This window comes from Kitasatospora sp. NPDC085879, from assembly GCF_040686255.1.
Classification (GTDB): Bacteria; Actinomycetota; Actinomycetes; order Streptomycetales; family Streptomycetaceae; genus Kitasatospora.
The window spans coordinates 84,457-103,748 of record NZ_JBFBJZ010000016.1 but is presented as its reverse complement, the minus strand read 5'-3'; the positions used below and the strand labels follow the sequence as shown (position 1 = coordinate 103,748).

Sequence of the window (19,292 nt, the reverse complement as noted above, 5' to 3'; positions counted from 1 at the left end):
TTTCGGGAGGTGGCGGCAGCCATGAGCACCAAGGACTACGTGGAGAAGGACTACTACAAGGTCCTCGGCGTGCCCAAGGACGCCACCGCGGCCGAGATCAAGAAGACCTACCGCAAGCTGGCCCGCGAGTTCCACCCGGACGCCAACAAGGGTGACGCCAAGGCCGAGGAGCGGTTCAAGGACATCTCCGAGGCGTACGACGTCCTCTCGGACGAGAAGCGCCGCAAGGAGTACGACGAGGCCCGCAGCCTGTTCGGCAACGGCGGCTTCCGCCCCGGCGGCGCCGGCGGCAACTACAACTTCGACTTCGGCGACCTGTTCTCCGGCTCCGGCGGGGGCGGCGGCGGGCTCGGCGACGTCTTCGGCGGCCTGTTCAACCGTGGCGGCGGCGGCCGTCAGGCCCAGCCGCGGCGCGGAGCCGACGTCGAGACCGAGGTGACGCTCTCCTTCGTCGAGGCGGTGGACGGCGCGACCGTCCCGCTGCGGATGACCAGTCAGGCCCCGTGCCGCGCCTGTGCCGGCACCGGCGCGAAGTCCGGCACCACCCCGCGGGTCTGCCCGACCTGCGTCGGCGCGGGCACCGTCAGCCGCGGCCAGGGCGCCTTCGCGCTCTCCGACCCGTGCCGCGACTGCAAGGGCCGCGGCATGATCGTCGACGACCCCTGCACGGTGTGCCACGGCAGCGGCCGCGCCTCCTCGGCGCGGACGATGCAGGTGCGCATCCCGGCCGGGGTGCAGGACGGCCAGCGGATCCGCCTCAAGGGCAAGGGCGCCCAGGGCGAGCGCGGCGGCCAGCCCGGCGACCTCTACGTCACGGTGCACGTGGACGCCCACCCGGTGTTCGGCCGCAAGGCCGACAACCTCACGGTGACCGTGCCGGTCACCTTCCCCGAGGCCGCTCTCGGCGGGACCATCGAGGTGCCCACCCTGAACGGCCCCGCGGTGAAGCTCAAGCTGCCGGCCGGCAGCGCCAACGGCCTGACCCTGCGGGCCCGCGGCAAGGGCGCCACCCGCAAGGACGGCACCCGCGGCGACCTGCTGGTCACCGTCGAGGTCGTCGTCCCCAAGCACGTCACCGGAGACGCGCTGAGCGCACTGGAGCAGTACCGCGAGGCCACCGCCTCGGACGACCCGCGTGCCGCCCTCTTCAAGGCGGCGGAGGGAGCGTGACCAGATGACGACCCCCGACGGCCCGATCGGCCCCGGCATCGGCGAGGGCCTGCCCGGCTCGGCGCCGCGCCGCCCTCGCGGCAACCCGGCCCCGCAGTACGTGCTGACCGAGGAAACCCCGGTGTACGTGATCTCGGTCGCCGCGGAGCTCTCCGGCCTGCACCCGCAGACCCTGCGCCAGTACGACCGGCTCGGTCTCGTCTCGCCCGACCGCACGGCCGGCCGCGGCCGCCGCTACTCGGCCCGCGACATCCAGCAGCTGCGCGAGGTCCAGCGGCTCTCCCAGGACGAGGGCATCAACCTGGCCGGCATCAAGCGGATCATCGAGCTGGAGAACCAGGTCGCCGCCCTCCAGGCCCGGGTGGCCGAGCTCGCGGACGCCCTCGACGGCGCCGCCACCGCCATCCAGCAGCGCGAGGCGGCGGTGCACGCGTCCTACCGCCGCGACCTGGTGCCGTACCAGCAGGTGCAGCAGTCCAGCGCCCTGGTGGTGTGGCGCCCCAAGCGCTGACGCCGGCCAGCAGGCCCCGCACCGACACTCGGCACCGCCCCCGGCCGCCGGTTCCCTCCTCCCGGGGGGTGCCGGCGGCCGGGTGTCGAATGAGACAGTTCGCTCCACCGGTGTCCGCGGGCGGCGGGAATGTCCGGCGCGAGGGCTCCCCGCAGCTCCACGGCGCCTATGATCCCCGGAGAAGCGGTACCGGCCGCGCCGCACCGGTTTGACCGATGGCAAGGAGCCTGATGAGTGAGACCGACGAACCGGGCCTCACCCCACGCGGGCTGGGCGTCCTGTCGAGCGAGGCCCGCCAGCTCTACCGCACCGTCCTGACGTCGCACGGGCGCATATCACCGGACGAGCACACGCCCGGCGACGGCAAGGCGCTGGACGAACTCCTCGACATCGGGCTGCTCGTCCCGGACACTGACGACCCGGCCGTCCTGGTGGCCGTCGACCCCGAGCAGCTCTCGGCCCGGCTGACCAGCCTCTGGCAGCGGAAGGCGCTCGACCTGCTGCAGCGGGCGGTGGCCCTGCCGGCCGACCTCCAGGACCTCGCCGAGGACTTCCGCACCCCGCGCAAGGCGGGCGGCATCATCGAATACGTCCACGGCAAAGTGCTGATAAACCAGCGGCTCGGCCAGCTCGTCAGCGGCTGCTCGGAGGAGATGCTCGCGGCCCAACCGGGCGGCCCCCGCCCCCCGGAGGCACTGGCCGGAGTCATCGCCCGCGATCTCGAAACTCTGCGCCGCGGGGCGACCATTCGGACGATCTACCACCCGAGCACCCGGTATCACGCGCCCACCCGCGACTATGTCGCCTCGATAACCGCGGCCGGCGGGCGGGTCCGAACGCTCGACGAGCCCTACACCAGATTGATCGTGATCGATCGGCGGACCGCGGTGATCCCGGTGGCCGAGGATCTCAACTTGGCCGCGTTCATTCACGATCAGGCCGTCATCAGCTACCTGATCGAGGAGGTCTTCGAGCGGAACTGGAGTCGGGCCCTGGATTTTGACGGCTCACCGACAGTTCCGCCCCAGGTGGTTTCCCGGCTGCGGCAGACGATCATCGATCTGATGCTCAAGGGAATCAATCACCGCGTCATCGCCCGCCGACTGGGCATCAGCGAGCGCACGCTCGCCCGCCACATCGCGGAGATGCGCGAGGACTACCAGGTGGAGTCGCTCTTCCAGCTCGGCTGGGTACTCGCCCGCTCGGCCAAGGATTCACCGGCCGACCAGGCCGACTTCGGCTGACGGTCGGGCCCGGGCGCCCCGTCCCGCCCGGGAGCAGTACCCTCGCCGCCTCAGGTCCAGGCGGAGTCGTCCAGCAGCAGCAGCGTGACCGATCCGGCCTGCGCGTCCTCCGCCACCGGCGCCTTGACGGCGTGCACGCTACGAAGCGTCCACGCGCTGTCGGCAGCCGCTGGATTACTACCCGTCAATATCGCCGCACCCATGACAACTGGCACGATGGCGAGCCGAACAAACCGGCGCATACGAGACATTGCGACGATCCCTCCTCTGGTATTGCCTACCGAGTGAATAGAGAAGTCTCGAACATTGACCCAAATCATGCCGCAAGAGCACGGTCAGTGTCACGATCGGCGCATTCCCGCGGGTGCGTCATCTCGATGCCAGGCAGCCATATGACACCACGTGCCGGTGGACTTGTCGGTCACGAACGTTGGACGATCGGCACGGTCACACCACATCCGCGGCGCCCGAGCAGCCACGACGGCACCGCTCCCCCCGACCACACCACAGCGGAACTCGCCTCGGGGCGAGCCCGGACACCATCGCTCGCAGGACGTCAGACCAGCCAGCGGCCAATCCCCGGAGTCGACATGAGTGAGCCCTACCTGCGCCATCGCACCGCCCAGAGCTCCGAGGGCCGGCGCGCACGGGTCTTCCTGGCCGCGCCGCTCATGCGGCTCACCGGTCCGGCCGACAGCGTGGTGACGCTGGCCAGCCGCACTCGGCTGACCACCCTGCGGACCACCCTGCTGCGCAGCGGCGCCGCGGTCTACAGCGCCCACCACAGCGACGCCTGGACGGTGGCCGGCCGCGCCCCCGAGCCGCGGGTGCCCTCCGACTTCCGGGCCCTGCAGACCGCGGACCTGGTCTTCGCCTACGTCGGCGCGCCGCTGTCGGCCGGTGTCAGCCTGGAGCTGGGCTGGGCGTCGGCGCTGCGCAAGCCGATCGTGCTGCTGGTGGACGAGGCGATCACGCACAACCCGCTGATCGCGACCATCGAGCAGGTCGCCCCGGTGCTGCCGCTGGTGTTCGACGACAGCTGGTCGCAGGACGCCCTGCAGCACACCGTGGAGACGGCGCTGGACTGGGCCGGCATGGCGCTGTCGCTGCGCGAGGGCTTCTGGACCGCCCCGGGCGAGCAGTTCCCGGTGCCGCGGCAGTCGAAGGGCGACTCCTTCGGCTACTGGTCCCCGGGGATCGCCACCGGCTGACGCGACGTCACTTCGGGCGCTCCTCGGCCGTGTCGGCGCGCATCTGCCAGCCGAGCTGGAAGAGAGTCTCCGCGCCGTAGAGCTCGCGCAGCCGGGCGATGTGGGCGGCCACCGTCCGCTCGCCGAGGCCGAGACGGCTCGCGACGGTGCGCTGGGTCAGCCCCTGTGCCAGCAGTCGGCCGACCTGCTCGTGCACCGGGAGGCCGCCGCCGTCCTGCGGGGCGGTCCGCCACTGCACCCGCTCGGCGCGCTCCCAGTCGCGCTCGAAGACGCCCACCAGGTACCCGACCACCGCCGGGTCCTCGACGAAGGCCGCGGTGCTGTTGTCGGCCGCGGCGGGGATCACCGCGATCCGGCGGTCGAAGACCAGCATCCGGGTGAAGGGTTCGGCGAGGATGCGGAACCGGGCGCCGAGCTCGGTGAGGTCGGCGGCGTAGCCGGCGGTCGCCTCGTCCAGCCGCGCGCCGGGGTGGTAGACCGTGCGCAGCGAGGCCCCGCGGGCCAGGAAGGCCCGGGCGCGGTCCAGTCCGGCCGTCAGGTGTCCGGCCGGGCGGGCGCCGCCGGGCTGGAGTGCCAGCCCCTCCTCGCGGGCGTCCGCCTCCAGCTGCAGGATGCGGTGCCGGATCTGCCCGAAGCCGTGCACGTGCTGGACCTCGCCGGTGCGGTCGACCCTCGGCGGGGTGGAGTCGTAGGCCTGGGCGAGGTCCTCCACCGCGCCGGGCATCTCCTCGGCGCGCAGCAGCATCCGGGTGCCGGCCGAGCGCAGTTCGGCGCTGAGCCGGTCGCTGACGGTCCGCGGATTGACCGCGGTGAGCGAGGCGTCCTCGGCGTGGTGCACCAGGAAGCCCAGTTCGACCAGCCGGAGCACCGCCTCCGGGTCCTCCGCGAGGGCGTCGCGGAACATCACCCGGCCGCCCTGGCCCAGGACGGCCCGGTAGAGGGCCCGTTCCCGCTCGTTCGGGAGCGCTCCCGCGCCGTTGTCAGCCATGCCGCTCTCCCCGCTGTGACCGTCCCATGGTGAAAGAGCGTCTGCGAGCGGAAAACGTCACAGGACATGTCAGGCGCGGTTCCGCCGGACGGGGACGGTCAGTCACGGCGGCTCCCCCGCATCAGCCAGCCGAGCTGGAAGAGCGTCTGGGCGCCGTACTTCTCGCGCAGCCGGGAGATGTGCCCGGCGACGGTGCGCTCGCTGAGCCCCAGCCGGGTGGCGACGGCGCGCTGGGTGAGGCCCTGGGCGAGCAGCCGGCCGACCCGATTGGCGGCGGAGGCGGCGACGGCGGGGGCGTCGACCTCGGCCCACTGGACGACGTCGGAGCGGGACCAGTCGCGTTCGAAGCTCTTGACCAGGAAGGCGACGGCCGCCGGGTCGGAGATGAAGGCGGCGCGGCTGTAGTCGTCGGCGGCGGGCACCACCGCGACCGACCGGTCGATGATCAGCATCCGCTCGAAGGGCTCGTCCAGGACGCGCAGTCCGGCGCCCTGCTCGGTGAGTTCGGCGGCGTAGCCGAGCGTCCAGGGCTCGGCGAGGACCTGCGGCTGGTAGAGGGTGCGCATCCGGGCGCCGCGCTGCACCAGGGCGAGGTCCTGCGCGCGGGCGAGGGTGATGGTGGCCGGCTGCCGGGGGCCGGGCTGGGTGGTGAGCATCTCCTGTTTGCAGTCGGAGACGAGTTCGGCGATCCGGTGGCGGATGCGTTCGCGGCCGTCGACGTAGGTGGCGCGCTGCGGGTCGTCGCTCTGCCGGGGCAGCGAGTCGTAGGCGCGGGTGAGGGGGTCGAGATCGGCGCCGAGCCGTTCGGCCCGCCAGAGCAGGTCCGCGGCGGCGGAGCGCATCTCCGAGCCGATCCGCTCGCCGACCGCGCGCGGGCTTACCGCCACATAGGCGCCGTCGATCGGGTTGGGCACGAGCAGGCCGACCGCGACGAGCTGGTCGACCGCGGCCCGGTCCTGTTCGGGGACGGTGGACAGCGGAATCCGGCCGCCCTGTGAGAGGACGGCGAGGTAGAGCCCACGGCCCGCCTCGTCGGGCAGTCCGGCGCCCCGGTCCATCGGTTCCGCAGCCACCTAAGAAACTCTCCCTGCCGAACTTTCCCCTCGATGTCGGATCATGATCTCAACAAGTTCGGATCGGGAGGGATTCGGTACCCCGGTTCGACGTGTCCCCCGGCTCGGCGCGCAGGAGCGCGCCGAGCCGGGGGACCCGTCATGTCACGCCGTTGCCGATGGCGCTTCCTGCGAGGCGGAGCAGCAACGCCTCGCCGGGTCCGGTTTCGGGGGCCATCACCACACATGGCGTCCCGGCCGGCGCTCTTCCCCCCGTGGTGGCGGCGCGGATGCACCACCACCCACACTGAAGAGCAAGTCGCCGTCCTCGGGCTGCGGTTGCCCGGACGGCTGGCGTGGTTCCACCCTCACAGCGTGACGGCCGAGTCACAAGTGGCCACCGCCTGCAGGTTTCCGCAAGTGCAGGAACTTGCAGTCTCCGACCCGCGCGACGGAACGGAAATCTCCGGTCCGCAGGACATCCGGGGTGTCCGAGCGGGGTGCGGTGCCCACCAAACGTTCATTCGGTGTCCGTGAGCCCTCCACACGGCCGATCCCCCCCTGCGGGGGAATTCGCCCGGCCACCTCCCCCGGGGTGCGGGATCGTACACCTGTCCGGTTCGGCCGCGCCTGCCGCAGCGGCTCCGACCTGGGCGGCGGCCCGTGGGTGGCACCGCGTGCCACCACCCTCCGGACGCCTGTCCGAAAATCCGGGAATGGCCGCCGAGGGATTCGTGCACCGAGCATCCGGGACCGGATTCCGACCGTCCGCACCGGCCCCGCCGGAAGGCCCGCGCGGAGAAATCGCAAATCGCCGCGCGATGTGTTCCCCGCCACGACGCGGAAGGCATCGGACGGGCGGGACGGCCGGCGGATCAGGGATTCCGGGCCGCCGCCGCCCGGGCCGCCGCCGCCCGCCACATCACCGGGAGCCCGGCCACGGTGCGCGTCGCGGCCACCGCCCAGGCGCCGAGCAGCAGGGCGTACAGGCCCGCGGAGAGACCGCCGAAGCCACCGAAGCCGGTGTGCCGGGCCAGTGCGGCGAAGCCGGTCACCAGGGTGCCCACCGGGAAGGTGAAGGCCCACCAGGTCATCGCGAACGGCATCCCGGCACGCAAGGCGCGCAGGTTCGCGGCGGCAGCCGGGCAGAGCCAGAGCAGGGCGAAGCCGAGCACCGCGACGCCGTACAGCACCGAGAGCGCCCGGCCCGGGCCGGCGAGCGCGGGGGCCGCCGCGCCGGCGGCATCGGCAAGCCCGCCGGCCGCGGTGGCGGACTGCCCCAGCGGACCGAGGACGAGGAAGAGCGACGGGGTCAGCACCACCGGGAGCCGTCCCTGCAGCAGGCCGGCGAAGACCACCGGCAGCAGGAGCCCCACCCCGAGCAGCCCGGCCCCGAGCAGCCCGCAGCCCGTGTACAGCAGCACCGGCCGCCAGGGCCGCGCCAGGTGCGGGACCAGCGCCGAGCCGGCCGAGGCGGCGACCAGCGGCGCGACCGCGGGCAGCAACCAGGTCGGGTCGGCCGCGCGCACCGGGAGCCGGTGCCGGGTGATCATCAGATACGGGATGCCGGCGGCGACGGCGACCGCGTACAGCGCCCCGGCGCACCAGAGCGCGAGGTCGGCGGCGACGGCGGCGCGGCCGCCGACGACCGGGGCGCCCGCCACCAGGGTGGCGTGCCCGACCGCGAGCAGCGCCATCGGCGGACAGCCCTGGAAGACCGCGGTGGCGGGCTGGTCCAGCAGCTGGGCGCGGAAGGTGCCGGGGTGCCGCACGAGCTGGACCACCCGGGCCGCCGCGACCGCCGCCAGCGCCGCCGCCGCGGCCAGCCAGACGGCCGCCGCGAAGCCCGTCCGCCCCGGCAGGCCCACCGGCAGGGCGGCCGCGCCGGTGGCGACGATCGCGGTGCCCATGACCGCGGCGTACCAGTTCGGACCGAGCCGGCCGAGGCCCGGCCGGGCCGGGGGCGGCTCCGGGGGCGGCACGGGGACGGGGAGCGGCACGGCGGCACTGCCGGCGGCGGGAGCGGTGAGGGTGGCCATGGCAGCAGCCTCCGTCCGGGGCCGCGCGGCCGGTAGCCGCCCGCGATCTATGAGGACATAACCTGGCTGTATGCCTCTCTCCTCGCGGGTCCCCGACATCGGCGCGCTGGAGCTCCTGCTGGCGGTGGCCCGGCTGGGCAGCGTGGGCCGGGCCGCCGCGGAGCTCGGGGTGAGCCAGCCCGCCGCGAGCGCCCGGATCCGCGGCATGGAACGGCAGATCGGGGTCGCCCTGCTGGAGCGCTCGCCGCGCGGCTCGCGGCCCACCGAGGCCGGGCTGCTGGTGGTCGAGTGGGCGCGCAGCGTGGTGGAGGCGGCGCAGGCGCTGGACGCCGGGATCGACGCCCTGCGCGGCCGCCGGGACGCCCGGCTGGTGGTGGTGGCGAGCCTGACGGTCGCCGAGTACCTCATGCCGGGGTGGCTGCTGGCGCTGAACAAGGCGAGTCCGGACACCGCGGTGACGCTGCGGACGGCGAACTCGGCGGACGTCGCGGCGCACGTCCTGGCCGGCGACGCCGACCTCGGCTTCGTGGAGGGGACGGGCACCCCGCCGGGGCTCTCCGGCGCGGTGGTGGCCGCCGACCGGCTCGTCGTGGTGGTGGCGCCGGAGCACCCCTGGGCCCGCCGCCGCAGACCGCTCACCGCGGACGAGCTGGCGGCCACCCCGCTGGTACTGCGGGAGCCCGGCTCGGGCACCCGCGAGGTGCTGGACCTGGCGCTCGCACCGCACGGCGGGACGGCGCCGCCCCGGCTGGAGCTGGCCTCCTCCACGGCGCTGAAGGCGGCGGCGATGACCGGCGCCGGGCCGGTCTGCCTCTCCGAGCTGGCCGTGATGGAGGAGCTGGCCACCCGGCGCCTGGTAGCCGTGCCGGTGGAGGGGCTGGACCTGCACCGGCCGCTGCGGGCGGTGTGGCCGGTCGGCCGCCGACCGACCGGACCGGCCCGGTTGCTGCTCGGGCTGACCCGGGAGCCGACCCGGCGGGGATGAACAGCCGGTGACGGGTCCGGTACCCACTGGACTCCGAAAGTTGAGCGGAATAGACTCAACTTACTGGATGCTGTACAAGGCAGATCTCGACCCGCTCGGAAGGAGCACGCCACCAGTGGATGCCGGCAAGTTCACCAGCAAGACGCAGGACGCCCTGTCCGCCGCGATCCGGCAGGCCAGCGCCGCAGGACACCCGGACGTCAAGCCGGTGCACGTCCTGCTGGCGCTGCTGGAGCAGCCCGAGGGCATCGCCCGCCCGCTGCTGGAGGCCGTCGGCGCGGATCCCGCCCGGACCACCGCCGCCGCCCGCCAGCAGTTCGCCGCCCTGCCCACCGCTCAGGGTTCGACCGTGGCCGCCCCGCAGCTGGCCCGCGACACCCTGGCCGTGCTGCAGGAGGCCGGCAAGCGCGCCGCGGACCTGGACGACCAGTACCTCTCCACCGAGCACCTGATGGTGGGCCTCGCCGCCGAGGGCGGCGCGGTCGCCGAGCTGCTCAAGCAGCAGGGCGCCACCGCCAAGGCCCTGCTGGCGGCGTTCAAGGACGTCCGCGGCAGCGCCCGGGTCACCTCGCAGGACCCGGAGGGCACCTACAAGGCGCTGCAGAAGTACGGCACCGACCTCACCCAGGCCGCCCGCGACGGCAAGCTCGACCCGGTGATCGGCCGGGACACCGAGATCCGCCGGGTCGTCCAGGTGCTGTCCCGCCGCACCAAGAACAACCCGGTGCTGATCGGCGAGCCCGGCGTCGGCAAGACGGCCGTCGTCGAGGGCCTCGCCCAGCGGATCGTCGCCGGGGACGTGCCCGAGTCGCTGCGCGGCAAGCGCCTGGTCGCGCTGGACCTCTCCGCGATGGTGGCCGGCGCGAAGTTCCGCGGCGAGTTCGAGGAGCGCCTGAAGGCCGTCCTGAGCGACATCAAGGACAGCGACGGCCAGGTCATCACCTTCATCGACGAGCTGCACACCATGGTCGGCGCGGGCGCCGGCGGCGACTCCGCGATGGACGCCGGCAACATGCTCAAGCCGATGCTCGCCCGCGGCGAGCTGCGGATGGTCGGTGCGACCACCCTCGACGAGTACCGCGAGCGGATCGAGAAGGACCCAGCCCTGGAGCGCCGCTTCCAGCAGGTCATGGTCGGCGAGCCCTCGGTCGAGGACACCATCGCCATCCTGCGCGGCCTCAAGGGCCGCTACGAGGCGCACCACAAGGTGGAGATCTCGGACGCGGCGCTGGTCGCCGCGGCCACCCTGTCCAACCGCTACATCACCGCCCGCTTCCTGCCGGACAAGGCCATCGACCTGGTCGACGAGGCCGCCTCCCGGCTGCGCATGGAGATCGACTCGTCACCCGTCGAGATCGACGAACTCCAGCGCGCCGTCGACCGGTTGCGGATGGAGGAGCTCGCGCTGGAGAAGGAGTCCGACCCGGCCTCGGTCGACCGGCTCGCCCGGCTGCGCCGCGATCTCGCCGACAAGCAGGAGCACTTGAGCGTCCTCACCGCCCGGTGGGAGCAGGAGAAGAAGTCCCTCAACCGGGTCGGCGAGCTCAAGGAGCGCCTGGACGACCTCCGCGGTGGCCTCGAACGGGCCCAGCGCGACGGCGACTTCGAGCGCGCCTCGAAGCTGATGTACGCCGAGATCCCGGCCGCCGAGCGCGAACTCGCCGAGGCGCAGGACCGCGCGGCGGACGAGCCGACCGCCTCCATGGTCAAGGAGCAGGTCGGCCCGGACGACGTGGCCGACGTGGTCGCGTCCTGGACGGGCATCCCGGCCGGCCGGCTGATGGAGGGCGAGAGCGCCAAGCTGCTGCGGATGGAGGAGGAGATCGGCCGCCGCCTGATCGGCCAGGCCGAGGCCGTCGAGGCCGTCTCGGACGCGGTGCGCCGCACCCGCTCCGGCATCGCCGACCCGGACCGGCCGACCGGCTCCTTCCTGTTCCTCGGCCCGACCGGCGTCGGAAAGACCGAACTCGCCAAGGCGCTGGCCGACTTCCTCTTCGACGACGAGCGGGCGATGGTCCGCATCGACATGAGCGAGTACGGCGAGAAGCACTCGGTCTCCCGCCTGGTCGGCGCCCCGCCCGGGTACGTCGGCTACGAGGAGGGCGGCCAGCTCACCGAGGCCGTCCGGCGCCGCCCGTACAGCGTGGTGCTGCTGGACGAGGTGGAGAAGGCCCACCCGGAGGTCTTCGACGTGCTGCTCCAGGTGCTGGACGACGGCCGGCTCACCGACGGCCAGGGCCGCACCGTGGACTTCCGCAACGCGATCCTCATCCTGACCTCGAACCTGGGCAGCCAGTTCCTGGTCGACCCGGCCACGCCGGACGAGCGGAAGAAGGAACTCGTCCTGGAGACGGTCCGCACCGCCTTCAAGCCGGAGTTCCTCAACCGGCTCGACGACATCGTGGTCTTCGACCCGCTGGGCACCGGCGAGCTCAGCCGGATCGTCGACCTGCAGGTGTCGCGGCTCTCCGAGCGGCTGCGCGACCGCCGGCTCGCCCTGGAGGTCACCCCGGCCGCCCGGGACTGGCTGGCGATCACCGGCTACGACCCGGCCTACGGCGCCCGGCCGCTGCGGCGCCTGGTCCAGTCCGCGATCGGCGACCAGCTGGCGAAGGAGATCCTCTCCGGCCGGGTGCACGACGGCGACACGGTGCTGGTCGACCGGGACGAGGAGCACGACCGGCTGTCGGTCGGGCCGAAGCCCTCGCTGGTGAAGTGACCCGCCGCCGGCCGGGCCCGCCCCGGCCGGTCCTGGTCAGGACCCGGCGAGCCGGGTGAGCTCCGCCGTCTGCTCGGCGAGCGACTTCCGGTAGGCCGCCAGCCGCTCCTGGTTGGCGTCGATCAGCTGCCGCTGGTAGCCGGCCAGCACCGCGAACCAGACCCCGGCCAGGTTGCCGGCCGCGGTGCAGCGCTCGTCCGCGGTGGCGGCGGCCAGCTCCTCGGCGGTCGGCCGGCCGGGGCCGTGGTAGCGGGCCACCAGGCCGTCCGGGCTCGCCTCGGCGAACCCCGCGTCCTTCATGCAGGCCGACCAGGCCCGGGTGGCCCCGACCACCCGGGCGTCCCGGCCGGTGGCGTCCAGCGACTGCCCGAACAGCGTGTTCACCAGCTCCGACCCGGAGGTGTCGGCCGGCCGGACGGCGGTCAGCGCCTTCTTCACGCACTCCTGGGCCGCCGTGCCCTCCGCCTCGGAGGCCGGCGGTCTCGGCGTGCGCGCCGGGGCCGCCGCCGTCGGCCCGTGGAAGCCCTGGACGGCGGCGACCTCGGCCCGCAGGTAGCCGAAGGCGCCGGCCGGCAGCGCCGCCGCGTCCGGGACCGCGCCCCCGCTGTCCAGCGCGTCGTCCCGGGTGAAGTCCGCCCAGCCAGCCGTGTGCATGCAGTCGGCGGTCAGCGCGCGGACCGCCTGCTGCCGGCGGGCGTCCTGCTCGCGGTCCGTCCCGTAGGCGGACAGCGGGAGGGCCAGCATCCCCTCGCGCCCCGAGGGCGGGGCGGTGGGCGTTCCGAGCGGGGGCGGGGTGAGCGCCGGGGCGGCCGTGCCGCCCGCTCCCCCGCCGCACCCGGCCAGAGCGAGCAGCGCCGCACCGGTCGCCGCGGCCCGCATCGGTACGCCCGCGGGCCTCCGGCCGGGGCCCGTCCTCACGGCCGCACCCCGCTGTCGCGGTGCGCGGCGCCGTCCCGGAGCGCGACGGCGCCGTCCCGCTTGGCGCGCGCCAACCGGTGCAGTTCGGCACGCTGCGCCTCGGTCAGCTGCCAGGTGTGCGCGAGCAGCCGGAGCGTCGAGATCCGCGGGCAGGAGACCCCGCGTTCCAGGTCCCGGATCGACCGCACGCTCATGCCGGACGCCGCCCCCAGCTCCTCCTGGGTCATCCCCCGGTCCAGCCGGTGGCTGCGCAGCAGCATCCCCAGCCGGTCCTGCGACGCCCCCGTCCCGAAATCCCCCACCGTACGACTCCCTCGTCAGTCGATGCACCCAACCGGACGTCCGGCGGCGCAACTTGGCGCCGCCGGGAGGGTTGCACCGCAAACTAACCGCCGTCGTGGCGGGCGGCAACGCGTTCGGATCGTCTACGGCGTGACATGAATCACTCAAGCGTCTGGTTTGTCGGCGGCCACCGGGCGTTCTGCCCGCCAACGTCCGGTCAACCACCTGGGCGACCGGGCGGCCCGGTTGCGAGTATCCGGTCGGCCACGACCGACCCCGGCCGGCCCGCCGGCCCCGCACAGAACGGTGACCGCATGAGACTCCGCTGGAAGCAGGCCGCCCTCACCGCGGCAGCCGCAGCAGCCCTCGTCCTCGCCCTGCCCGCCACCGGAGCCTCGGCGATCAACCGGGTCAACTGCGCCGGACGGTCGGATTTCGTCAACATCTACAACTACGGGTGGTCCGGCCACCTGTGCTTCGCCAACGCGGGCTACGCCGACGTGACCATCTACAACGTCGACAACATTTACTCCGGCAACAACCTGCTGTACTACTACACCAGCGTCAACGGCGGGGTCACCCGGCACCTCGACCCGTGGACCTGGGAGGACGACCACTACTACGACAACGGGGCCGAGGGCACCGTCCGCTGGCTTCAGATCTTCTGACCAGGGCGACCTCCCGACGGCGGCGGCACGCCCGGCCGCCGCCGGGAGGCCCTGTGCCCGGGGCGCCCGATGAGGCAGGATGGGACATGGAGGCGGTCTCTCATCGCCGACCACCCCCCGTGCTGTGAGATTGAGGACCCCATGAGCATCGACCCGTCGTCCATCCCGTCGTTCGGCGCCCAGCCGCCGCAGGGCGGCCAGCCCGGCGGCGCCCCCGCAGGCCCGCCGCCGGTGATCGTGCCGGACCAGAACCTGGTGGCGCAGCTGCTGGACCAGATGCAGCTGAAGCACGTGATCGACGAGGAGGGCGACCTCACCGCTCCCTGGGACGGCTTCCGCGTCTACTACATGTTCCGCGGCGACCAGAAGGAGCTCTTCGCGGTCCGCGCCTTCTACGACCGCGCGTACCCGCTGGAGCGCAAGGGCGAGATCCTCGACCTCGTCGACGAGTGGAACCGCGAGACCCTCTGGCCGAAGGTCTACACCCACACCCACGAGGACGGCGTCGTCCGCCTGATCGGCGAGTCGCAGATGATCGTCGGCACCGGTGTGAGCCTGGAGTACTTCGTGACCACCACCGCGAACTGGACGCAGGCCTCGGTCGGCTTCGAGCAGTGGATGATCGAGCGCCTCGGCCTGCAGGACGACATCGAGGAGGGCGACAAGCCCGAGGACGGCGGCGAGGACGCCTGATCCCGCCAGGTCCGCGGTCGGGCCCGCACCACCGGTTCGCCGGGGTGCGGGCCCGACCTGTTCCCGGCCGCCGCGCGGGCCACTGGGAACGGCCCGGCCCGGGCACTACGGTGGGCCCAGCCGCCGACGACACCGCTGGAGACGCCATGGAAGCCCGGCCCCTGCTCAACCGCCGCCTGTCCGGCCTGGGCACGACGATCTTCGCGGAGATGTCCGCGCTGGCCACGGCGACCGGGTCGATCAACCTCGGACAGGGCTTCCCGGACACCGACGGTCCGGAGGAGGTCCGCGAGGCGGCGGTGCGGGCACTGCGGGAGGGCCGCGGCAACCAGTACCCGCCCGGTCCCGGCATCCCGGAGCTGCGGGCAGCGGTCGCCGAGCACCAGCGGCGCTTCCACGGCCTCTCCTGGGACCCGGACACCGAAGTGCTGGTCACCGCCGGCGCCACGGAGGCCATCGCGGCGGCCCTGCTCGCCCTGCTGGAGCCGGGCGACGAGGTCATCGCCTTCGAACCCTTCTACGACTCCTACGCGGCCTGCATCGCGATGGCCGGGGCCACCCGGGTGCCGCTCACCCTGCGCCCGCCGGCCTTCCGTCCCGACCTGGACGAGCTGCGCGCGCTGATCACTCCGCGCACCCGACTGCTGCTGATCAACACCCCGCACAACCCGACCGGTCTGGTGCTGAGCCCTGACGAGCTCCGCGCCATCGCCGAACTCGCGGTCGAGCACGACCTGTTGGTGGTCGCGGACGAGGTCTACGAGCACCTGGTGTTCAGCGGCGGCCACCATCCGATCGCGGCCCTGCCGGGGATGCGCGAGCGCACCGTCTCGATCTCCTCGGCTGGCAAGACCTTCTCCTTCACCGGCTGGAAGGTCGGCTGGGTCACCGCCGCCCCGGAGCTGGTGGCGGCCGTCCGCACCGCGAAGCAGTACCTCACCTATGTGAGCGCCGGCCCGTTCCAGTACGCCGTCGCCGAGGCGCTGCGGCTGCCCGACGAGTACTTCGCGGGCTTCCGCGCCGACCTGCTCCGCAAGCGCGACCTGCTGGCCGACGGCCTGGCCGAGGCCGGCTTCCGGGTCTTCGTCCCCGAGGGCACGTACTTCATCACCACCGACATCACCCCGCTCGGCGAGAAGGACGGCGTGGAGTTCTGCCGCTCCCTCCCCGAGCGCTGTGGCGTGGTCGCCATCCCGAACGCCGTCTTCTACGACAACACCGACGAGGGCCGCTCCCTCGTCCGCTTCACCTTCTGCAAGCGCGACGAGGTCCTCCAGGATGCCGTCGAGCGGCTGCGGCGGCTCTGAGCGCGCCCGCGCTACTGGGGGGCCGGCGGCACGGCATCGAAGTTGTCGAAGAGGCAGGCACGGACCTGAGCCGGGTAAGCGGTCGGCTGCTGCCGGTCGGGAAAGCGCACATGGGTCTGCCGGTACCACTGGTCCACCGACAGCGGACGGTTCTTCACCACGTACAGCAGGCCCGCCCTGATGACGTCGCGGTAGTCGGGCCGGGCGGCGTCGAACGTGTCGCGCAACTCGCCGAGGTCATCGACCGCCTCGACCCCGAGGATGCCCGCGCAGAAGCACGAAGCGCCGGTCCACGCCCGGCACTCGTCAGGGCGCAGGAGCGATCGGCGGCTCGGCGCGATCGCCGTAGAAACAGGCGTGGACATCCGCGAGGAATCCGTAGAGTTCGTCCTCCGACTGGAACGAGTACCGGGTGAGGCTCCACCACTCCTTGGTCGACGCGGGCCGCTCGTCCAGCAGGTATTCCAGGCTCGCGCGCAGCCGGTCCGCGTACGGGCCGCCGTTCCGCGCAGAATCGCGATACACCGCGATGTCGTCGATCAGCTCCGGATGGAAAGCGTTCCTGTAGAACTCCCGGAGCCGCTCGTCCTCATGCCAGCCGGGAATCTCCCAAGCCGTCCATCCCATCAGAGTTCACCGCATTCCACCGAGGCGATCCGTGATCCGCACAAGCTCGGACGGCAACTCGATCGACAACGCCCAACCCCCCGACTCCGAACGGACATGTGCCTGGTGCCGCCCCGGTAGACGACTCGGCTCCCCGTACGGTTCCGGGCGATCGGGTACGCGGGCGCACCCCCGGCGCGGACGGCGCGTGCGCGGGTGCATGGGAACACGGTTTGCAGAGTCGACACCCCGAATGAGCGGGGTGCAACCGCGACTCCACCCGGAACGGTGAATGCTGGTCCAGGATGGGTAAATCCCCGACGGACCCGCAGAATTCGTGCTTCTCTGCTGCTGAGTCTCCAGCCGGAATCCTTCCTTCCACGGTCGGCCGCGTCCTGGACCGCACAGCCTCGAACGCCGGCCCTTCGGTGGTGTCGGACGCTGACGGCGGGCGCGTTACGGAGTTTGAAACGCGGAGCCGAGCATGCTCACCACACTGCAGACCTCGTACACGGACACCCGCGCCGGCGACCTCGCCTGGCAGTTGGGCGGTGAGCCGCTGCCCGCGCTGGCCGTGCGGGAGCTGAGCTTCGACCCTCCGGCCGGCGGCGGGGCCGGACGCGGCGCGGCCACCCTGCAGCTGCGCCTGCTCGGCGCCTCGCACCAGGTCGTGGTGGCCGCCGGCCCCGGGGACTGCCTGGAGACGGTGGCCTGCCTGCCCGGCCGGCGCACCCCGCTGCCCGCCCGGGTGGCGGAACGGGTGGCCGGCTGGGAGTACGAGTTCGCGGCCCGGATCGAGGAGCTGCCGGCGCACACCTTCGCCGCGCGCGCCCAGGAGCTGCTGGCACTGGTGGCCGAGCACCCGCACGGCCTGGCGGGCATCTTCCCCGGCGACCCGTGCGCCTTCACCGCCCTGGTCGCCCAGTGCGAGGAGCGGCGGGTGCTCTGGCGCACCTGGCACGCCTACCCGCAGGAGGGCCGGCTGGTGTGCACCCGCTCCTCGCTGGTGCTGCAGGGCGGCGCCGGGTGACGCGCCCGGGCGCCGGACGGTTCGCGCCGAACCCGCCGGTTCACGCGAACGGAGCACCACCGCCCGGAATCGCCGACGAACCGTCAACTCCGTCTGGTGCGGTGTCCTTCGAAGGGGTGCCGCCGCGGGCGGTCGATGTCGCTAGCGTTTGTGCATGATCAACCGTTCGGCGGATCCACCCGCTCGGCCGGGCCTCGACGACGGCGCCGAAGCACCCCGCGTCCGGGCCCTCACCCGGCCGTGGACCGGCGGCGCCGCGCCGCCCGGCCTGCGCCACCGGCTGGCCAGGCCCCTGGTCCTGCTGGCCGCCTTCGTCTGCGCCGCCTGCGGGCTCGTCTACGAGCTGGAACTCGTCGCGGTCGGACAGACCCTGCTCGGCGACTCGGTCACCCAGACCTCGCTGGTGCTGTCCGTGATGGTCTTCGCGATGGGCGTCGGCTCGCTGCTCGCCAAACGGCTGGCCGGCCGCCCCGCCACCTCCTTCGCCGTGGTGGAGTGCGCACTGGCGCTCACCGGCGGGCTGTCCGTCCTCGCGCTGTACTCCTGCTGGGCCTGGCTGGACGGTCACCGGACCGCCGCCGCCGGACTGACCGCCACCACCTTCCTGATCGGGATGCTGATCGGCGCCGAGATCCCGCTGCTGATGACGCTCGTCCAGCGCATCCGCCGGGAGCACGCCGGACGGGCGGTCGCCGACCTGTTCGCCGCCGACTACGTGGGTGCGCTGATCGGCGGCCTGGCCTTCCCGTTCCTGCTGCTGCCCACCCTCGGCCCGGCCGCCGGCGCGCTCGCCACCGGCGCCGTCAACGCGGTGGCCGGCGCGGCCGTGGTGCTGTGGCTGTTCCGCGAGGAGCCCCCGCCGCGGGCCCGGCTGCTGCTCTGGGCGGGCTGCGGTCTGGTGCTCGCCGTCCTGGCCTGCGCGGCAGCCTTCACCGGCGCCATCGAGCGGGCGGCCCGGCAGGCCCTGTACGGGGCGCAGATCCGCCTCGCCGTACCGGGACGCGACCAGGAGATCGTGCTGGCCGGCGGCCCCGGCGCGGCCGGCCCGCTGGAGCTCTTCGTCGGCGGGCGACTGGCCGTCTGCGGCCCTGACGAGTACCGGGAGAGCGAGGCCCTGGTCCACCCGGCGCTGGCCGGCGCCCCCAACGGCCGGGTCCTGGTGCTCGGCGGCGGCGGGCCCGCGGTGCGCGAGGTGCTCCGGCACTCGGCCGTCCGCGAGGTCGTCGTGGTCGAGCCGGACGCGGCGCTCACCTCGCTCGTCCGCCGCGACCCGGCCCTCGCCGCCCTCACCGGGCACGCCTACGACGATCCCCGGGTTCGGCTCGTGCACGCCGAGCCGATGGCCTGGCTGCGCCGCGCCGGAGGGTCGCGCGGCGCGGCCTTCGACGTGATCGTCTCCGACCTGCCGGTGCCGCACGGGGACGACGGCCGGAGGGCGCACAGCCAGGAGTTCTTCGGACTGGCGGCCGGCCGGCTGGCCCCGGGCGGCCGCCTCGCGGTCCGCGGCGGTCCGGTCGCCCTGGGGCTGTGGACCGCCGAGGCGGGGCTGCGCGCCGACGGCCTGCGCACCGTCGCCTACCAGGCACCGCCCGGAGCGCCGCCGTCCTGCCCGCACGCCGCGGCGCAGCCCGGCCCGGCCTTCCTGCTGGCCGCCCGCAGCCAGCCCGTGCTCTCCCTCGGCCGCGATGCCCCGCCGCCCCGGGCCCTCACCACCGACGGGCTCCGCGAGTCCGCCGCCCGCCTCGCGGCCCGGCGGCCCGCCCGGCTGCCGGCGCCGTACCGGCTGCTCGGCTGACCCCCACGGCGGGGGTCGGCCCGGGCCGCCCCGCGGCGGAGCCACCGGGCCGGGGTTCCGGGGCCGTCCGTGTA

19 protein-coding genes are annotated in these 19,292 nt (G+C 73.6%); 11 read left to right on the top strand and 8 right to left on the bottom strand.

Annotated features, from left to right (window positions below; translation table 11 throughout):
• Window positions 1–21: 21 nt before the first annotated feature.
• The 3 genes from dnaJ to AB0P35_RS15170 all read left to right on the top strand — a co-directional run bounded on the left by dnaJ (window position 22) and on the right by AB0P35_RS15170 (window position 2,925).
• The gene (gene dnaJ / locus AB0P35_RS15180) at window positions 22–1,170 is read left to right on the top strand and encodes a molecular chaperone DnaJ (RefSeq protein WP_095873956.1); all 1,149 of its coding nucleotides are present in this window, start codon (window positions 22–24) and stop codon (window positions 1,168–1,170) included.
• Window positions 1,171–1,174: 4 nt separating this feature from the next.
• Window positions 1,175–1,681, top strand: a complete 507-nt coding sequence (locus AB0P35_RS15175) for a helix-turn-helix domain-containing protein (RefSeq protein WP_363510751.1) — start codon at window positions 1,175–1,177, stop codon at window positions 1,679–1,681.
• Between the two features lie 230 nt (window positions 1,682–1,911).
• Window positions 1,912–2,925, top strand: coding sequence for a helix-turn-helix domain-containing protein (locus tag AB0P35_RS15170; RefSeq protein ID WP_095873955.1), 1,014 nt, complete (start codon window positions 1,912–1,914; stop codon window positions 2,923–2,925).
• 50 nt (window positions 2,926–2,975) lie between these two features.
• On the opposite strand, the gene AB0P35_RS15165 is transcribed toward AB0P35_RS15170, so the two are convergent.
• Window positions 2,976–3,167 carry a hypothetical protein gene (locus AB0P35_RS15165; protein WP_363510748.1) on the bottom strand — a complete coding sequence of 64 codons (192 nt, stop codon included), beginning with the start codon at window positions 3,165–3,167 and terminating at the stop codon, window positions 2,976–2,978.
• A gap of 348 nt (window positions 3,168–3,515) precedes the next feature.
• Between AB0P35_RS15165 and AB0P35_RS15160 the strand changes: the two genes are divergently transcribed.
• The gene (locus AB0P35_RS15160; protein WP_095873954.1) at window positions 3,516–4,136 is read left to right on the top strand and encodes a hypothetical protein; all 621 of its coding nucleotides are present in this window, start codon (window positions 3,516–3,518) and stop codon (window positions 4,134–4,136) included.
• Window positions 4,137–4,143: 7 nt separating this feature from the next.
• On the opposite strand, the gene AB0P35_RS15155 is transcribed toward AB0P35_RS15160, so the two are convergent.
• The 3 genes from AB0P35_RS15155 to AB0P35_RS15145 form a co-directional block, all read right to left on the bottom strand.
• Entirely contained in the window at window positions 4,144–5,124 is a 981-nt protein-coding gene (locus tag AB0P35_RS15155) for a LuxR family transcriptional regulator (RefSeq protein ID WP_363510745.1), read from the bottom strand.
• Window positions 5,125–5,222: 98 nt separating this feature from the next.
• A complete protein-coding gene (locus AB0P35_RS15150; RefSeq protein ID WP_363510742.1) occupies window positions 5,223–6,197 on the bottom strand; it encodes a LuxR C-terminal-related transcriptional regulator in 975 nt (324 codons plus the stop codon).
• An 854-nt stretch (window positions 6,198–7,051) separates the two neighbouring features.
• The gene (locus tag AB0P35_RS15145) at window positions 7,052–8,215 is read right to left on the bottom strand and encodes a C4-dicarboxylate ABC transporter (protein ID WP_363510739.1); all 1,164 of its coding nucleotides are present in this window, start codon (window positions 8,213–8,215) and stop codon (window positions 7,052–7,054) included.
• A gap of 70 nt (window positions 8,216–8,285) precedes the next feature.
• Between AB0P35_RS15145 and AB0P35_RS15140 the strand changes: the two genes are divergently transcribed.
• Both AB0P35_RS15140 and clpB read left to right on the top strand, forming a co-directional pair.
• Window positions 8,286–9,200: a LysR family transcriptional regulator gene (locus tag AB0P35_RS15140; protein WP_095873950.1), complete on the top strand. Its 915-nt coding sequence runs from the start codon at window positions 8,286–8,288 to the stop codon at window positions 9,198–9,200.
• A 115-nt stretch (window positions 9,201–9,315) separates the two neighbouring features.
• Entirely contained in the window at window positions 9,316–11,919 is a 2,604-nt protein-coding gene (clpB, locus tag AB0P35_RS15135) for an ATP-dependent chaperone ClpB (protein WP_363510843.1), read from the top strand.
• Between the two features lie 36 nt (window positions 11,920–11,955).
• On the opposite strand, the gene AB0P35_RS15130 is transcribed toward clpB, so the two are convergent.
• Both AB0P35_RS15130 and AB0P35_RS15125 read right to left on the bottom strand, forming a co-directional pair.
• Window positions 11,956–12,837, bottom strand: a complete 882-nt coding sequence (locus AB0P35_RS15130; RefSeq protein WP_363510735.1) for a hypothetical protein — start codon at window positions 12,835–12,837, stop codon at window positions 11,956–11,958.
• Window positions 12,834–13,139: a helix-turn-helix transcriptional regulator gene (locus AB0P35_RS15125; protein WP_179419431.1), complete on the bottom strand. Its 306-nt coding sequence runs from the start codon at window positions 13,137–13,139 to the stop codon at window positions 12,834–12,836. Before AB0P35_RS15125 ends, AB0P35_RS15130 begins: the two co-directional genes overlap by 4 nt.
• Window positions 13,140–13,433: 294 nt before the next feature.
• Between AB0P35_RS15125 and AB0P35_RS15120 the strand changes: the two genes are divergently transcribed.
• The 3 genes from AB0P35_RS15120 (at window position 13,434) to AB0P35_RS15110 (ending at window position 15,787) form a co-directional block, all read left to right on the top strand.
• Window positions 13,434–13,787, top strand: coding sequence for a beta/gamma crystallin domain-containing protein (locus AB0P35_RS15120; RefSeq protein ID WP_363510732.1), 354 nt, complete (start codon window positions 13,434–13,436; stop codon window positions 13,785–13,787).
• A gap of 141 nt (window positions 13,788–13,928) precedes the next feature.
• Window positions 13,929–14,480, top strand: coding sequence for a YbjN domain-containing protein (locus AB0P35_RS15115; protein ID WP_095873945.1), 552 nt, complete (start codon window positions 13,929–13,931; stop codon window positions 14,478–14,480).
• Window positions 14,481–14,626: 146 nt separating this feature from the next.
• Window positions 14,627–15,787, top strand: coding sequence for a pyridoxal phosphate-dependent aminotransferase (locus AB0P35_RS15110; protein ID WP_363510729.1), 1,161 nt, complete (start codon window positions 14,627–14,629; stop codon window positions 15,785–15,787).
• 11 nt (window positions 15,788–15,798) lie between these two features.
• Here AB0P35_RS15110 and AB0P35_RS15105 read toward each other — a convergent pair whose 3' ends face one another.
• Both AB0P35_RS15105 and AB0P35_RS15100 read right to left on the bottom strand, forming a co-directional pair.
• Window positions 15,799–16,152 (bottom strand): hypothetical protein, encoded by a 354-nt coding sequence (locus AB0P35_RS15105; RefSeq protein ID WP_363510726.1) that lies wholly within the window; start codon window positions 16,150–16,152, stop codon window positions 15,799–15,801.
• Entirely contained in the window at window positions 16,094–16,414 is a 321-nt protein-coding gene (locus AB0P35_RS15100) for a hypothetical protein (protein WP_363510723.1), read from the bottom strand. Before AB0P35_RS15100 ends, AB0P35_RS15105 begins: the two co-directional genes overlap by 59 nt.
• A 463-nt stretch (window positions 16,415–16,877) precedes the next feature.
• Between AB0P35_RS15100 and AB0P35_RS15095 the strand changes: the two genes are divergently transcribed.
• Window positions 16,878–17,423 (top strand): DUF2617 family protein, encoded by a 546-nt coding sequence (locus AB0P35_RS15095; RefSeq protein WP_363510720.1) that lies wholly within the window; start codon window positions 16,878–16,880, stop codon window positions 17,421–17,423.
• A 154-nt stretch (window positions 17,424–17,577) separates the two neighbouring features.
• Window positions 17,578–19,218, top strand: a complete 1,641-nt coding sequence (locus AB0P35_RS15090) for a spermidine synthase (RefSeq protein ID WP_363510717.1) — start codon at window positions 17,578–17,580, stop codon at window positions 19,216–19,218.
• Window positions 19,219–19,292: the final 74 nt, after the last annotated feature.

Coding starts and splice junctions, on each gene's coding strand:
- dnaJ (WP_095873956.1), top strand. CDS start 22: ATGAGCACCAAGGACTACGTGGAGAAGGACTACTACAAGGTCCTCGGC.
- AB0P35_RS15175 (WP_363510751.1), top strand. CDS start 1,175: ATGACGACCCCCGACGGCCCGATCGGCCCCGGCATCGGCGAGGGCCTG.
- AB0P35_RS15170 (WP_095873955.1), top strand. CDS start 1,912: ATGAGTGAGACCGACGAACCGGGCCTCACCCCACGCGGGCTGGGCGTC.
- AB0P35_RS15165 (WP_363510748.1), bottom strand. CDS start 3,167: ATGCGCCGGTTTGTTCGGCTCGCCATCGTGCCAGTTGTCATGGGTGCG.
- AB0P35_RS15160 (WP_095873954.1), top strand. CDS start 3,516: ATGAGTGAGCCCTACCTGCGCCATCGCACCGCCCAGAGCTCCGAGGGC.
- AB0P35_RS15155 (WP_363510745.1), bottom strand. CDS start 5,124: ATGGCTGACAACGGCGCGGGAGCGCTCCCGAACGAGCGGGAACGGGCC.
- AB0P35_RS15145 (WP_363510739.1), bottom strand. CDS start 8,215: ATGGCCACCCTCACCGCTCCCGCCGCCGGCAGTGCCGCCGTGCCGCTC.
- AB0P35_RS15140 (WP_095873950.1), top strand. CDS start 8,286: ATGCCTCTCTCCTCGCGGGTCCCCGACATCGGCGCGCTGGAGCTCCTG.
- AB0P35_RS15120 (WP_363510732.1), top strand. CDS start 13,434: ATGAGACTCCGCTGGAAGCAGGCCGCCCTCACCGCGGCAGCCGCAGCA.
- AB0P35_RS15115 (WP_095873945.1), top strand. CDS start 13,929: ATGAGCATCGACCCGTCGTCCATCCCGTCGTTCGGCGCCCAGCCGCCG.
- AB0P35_RS15110 (WP_363510729.1), top strand. CDS start 14,627: ATGGAAGCCCGGCCCCTGCTCAACCGCCGCCTGTCCGGCCTGGGCACG.
- AB0P35_RS15105 (WP_363510726.1), bottom strand. CDS start 16,152: ATGTCCACGCCTGTTTCTACGGCGATCGCGCCGAGCCGCCGATCGCTC.
- AB0P35_RS15100 (WP_363510723.1), bottom strand. CDS start 16,414: ATGGGATGGACGGCTTGGGAGATTCCCGGCTGGCATGAGGACGAGCGG.
- AB0P35_RS15095 (WP_363510720.1), top strand. CDS start 16,878: ATGCTCACCACACTGCAGACCTCGTACACGGACACCCGCGCCGGCGAC.
- AB0P35_RS15090 (WP_363510717.1), top strand. CDS start 17,578: ATGATCAACCGTTCGGCGGATCCACCCGCTCGGCCGGGCCTCGACGAC.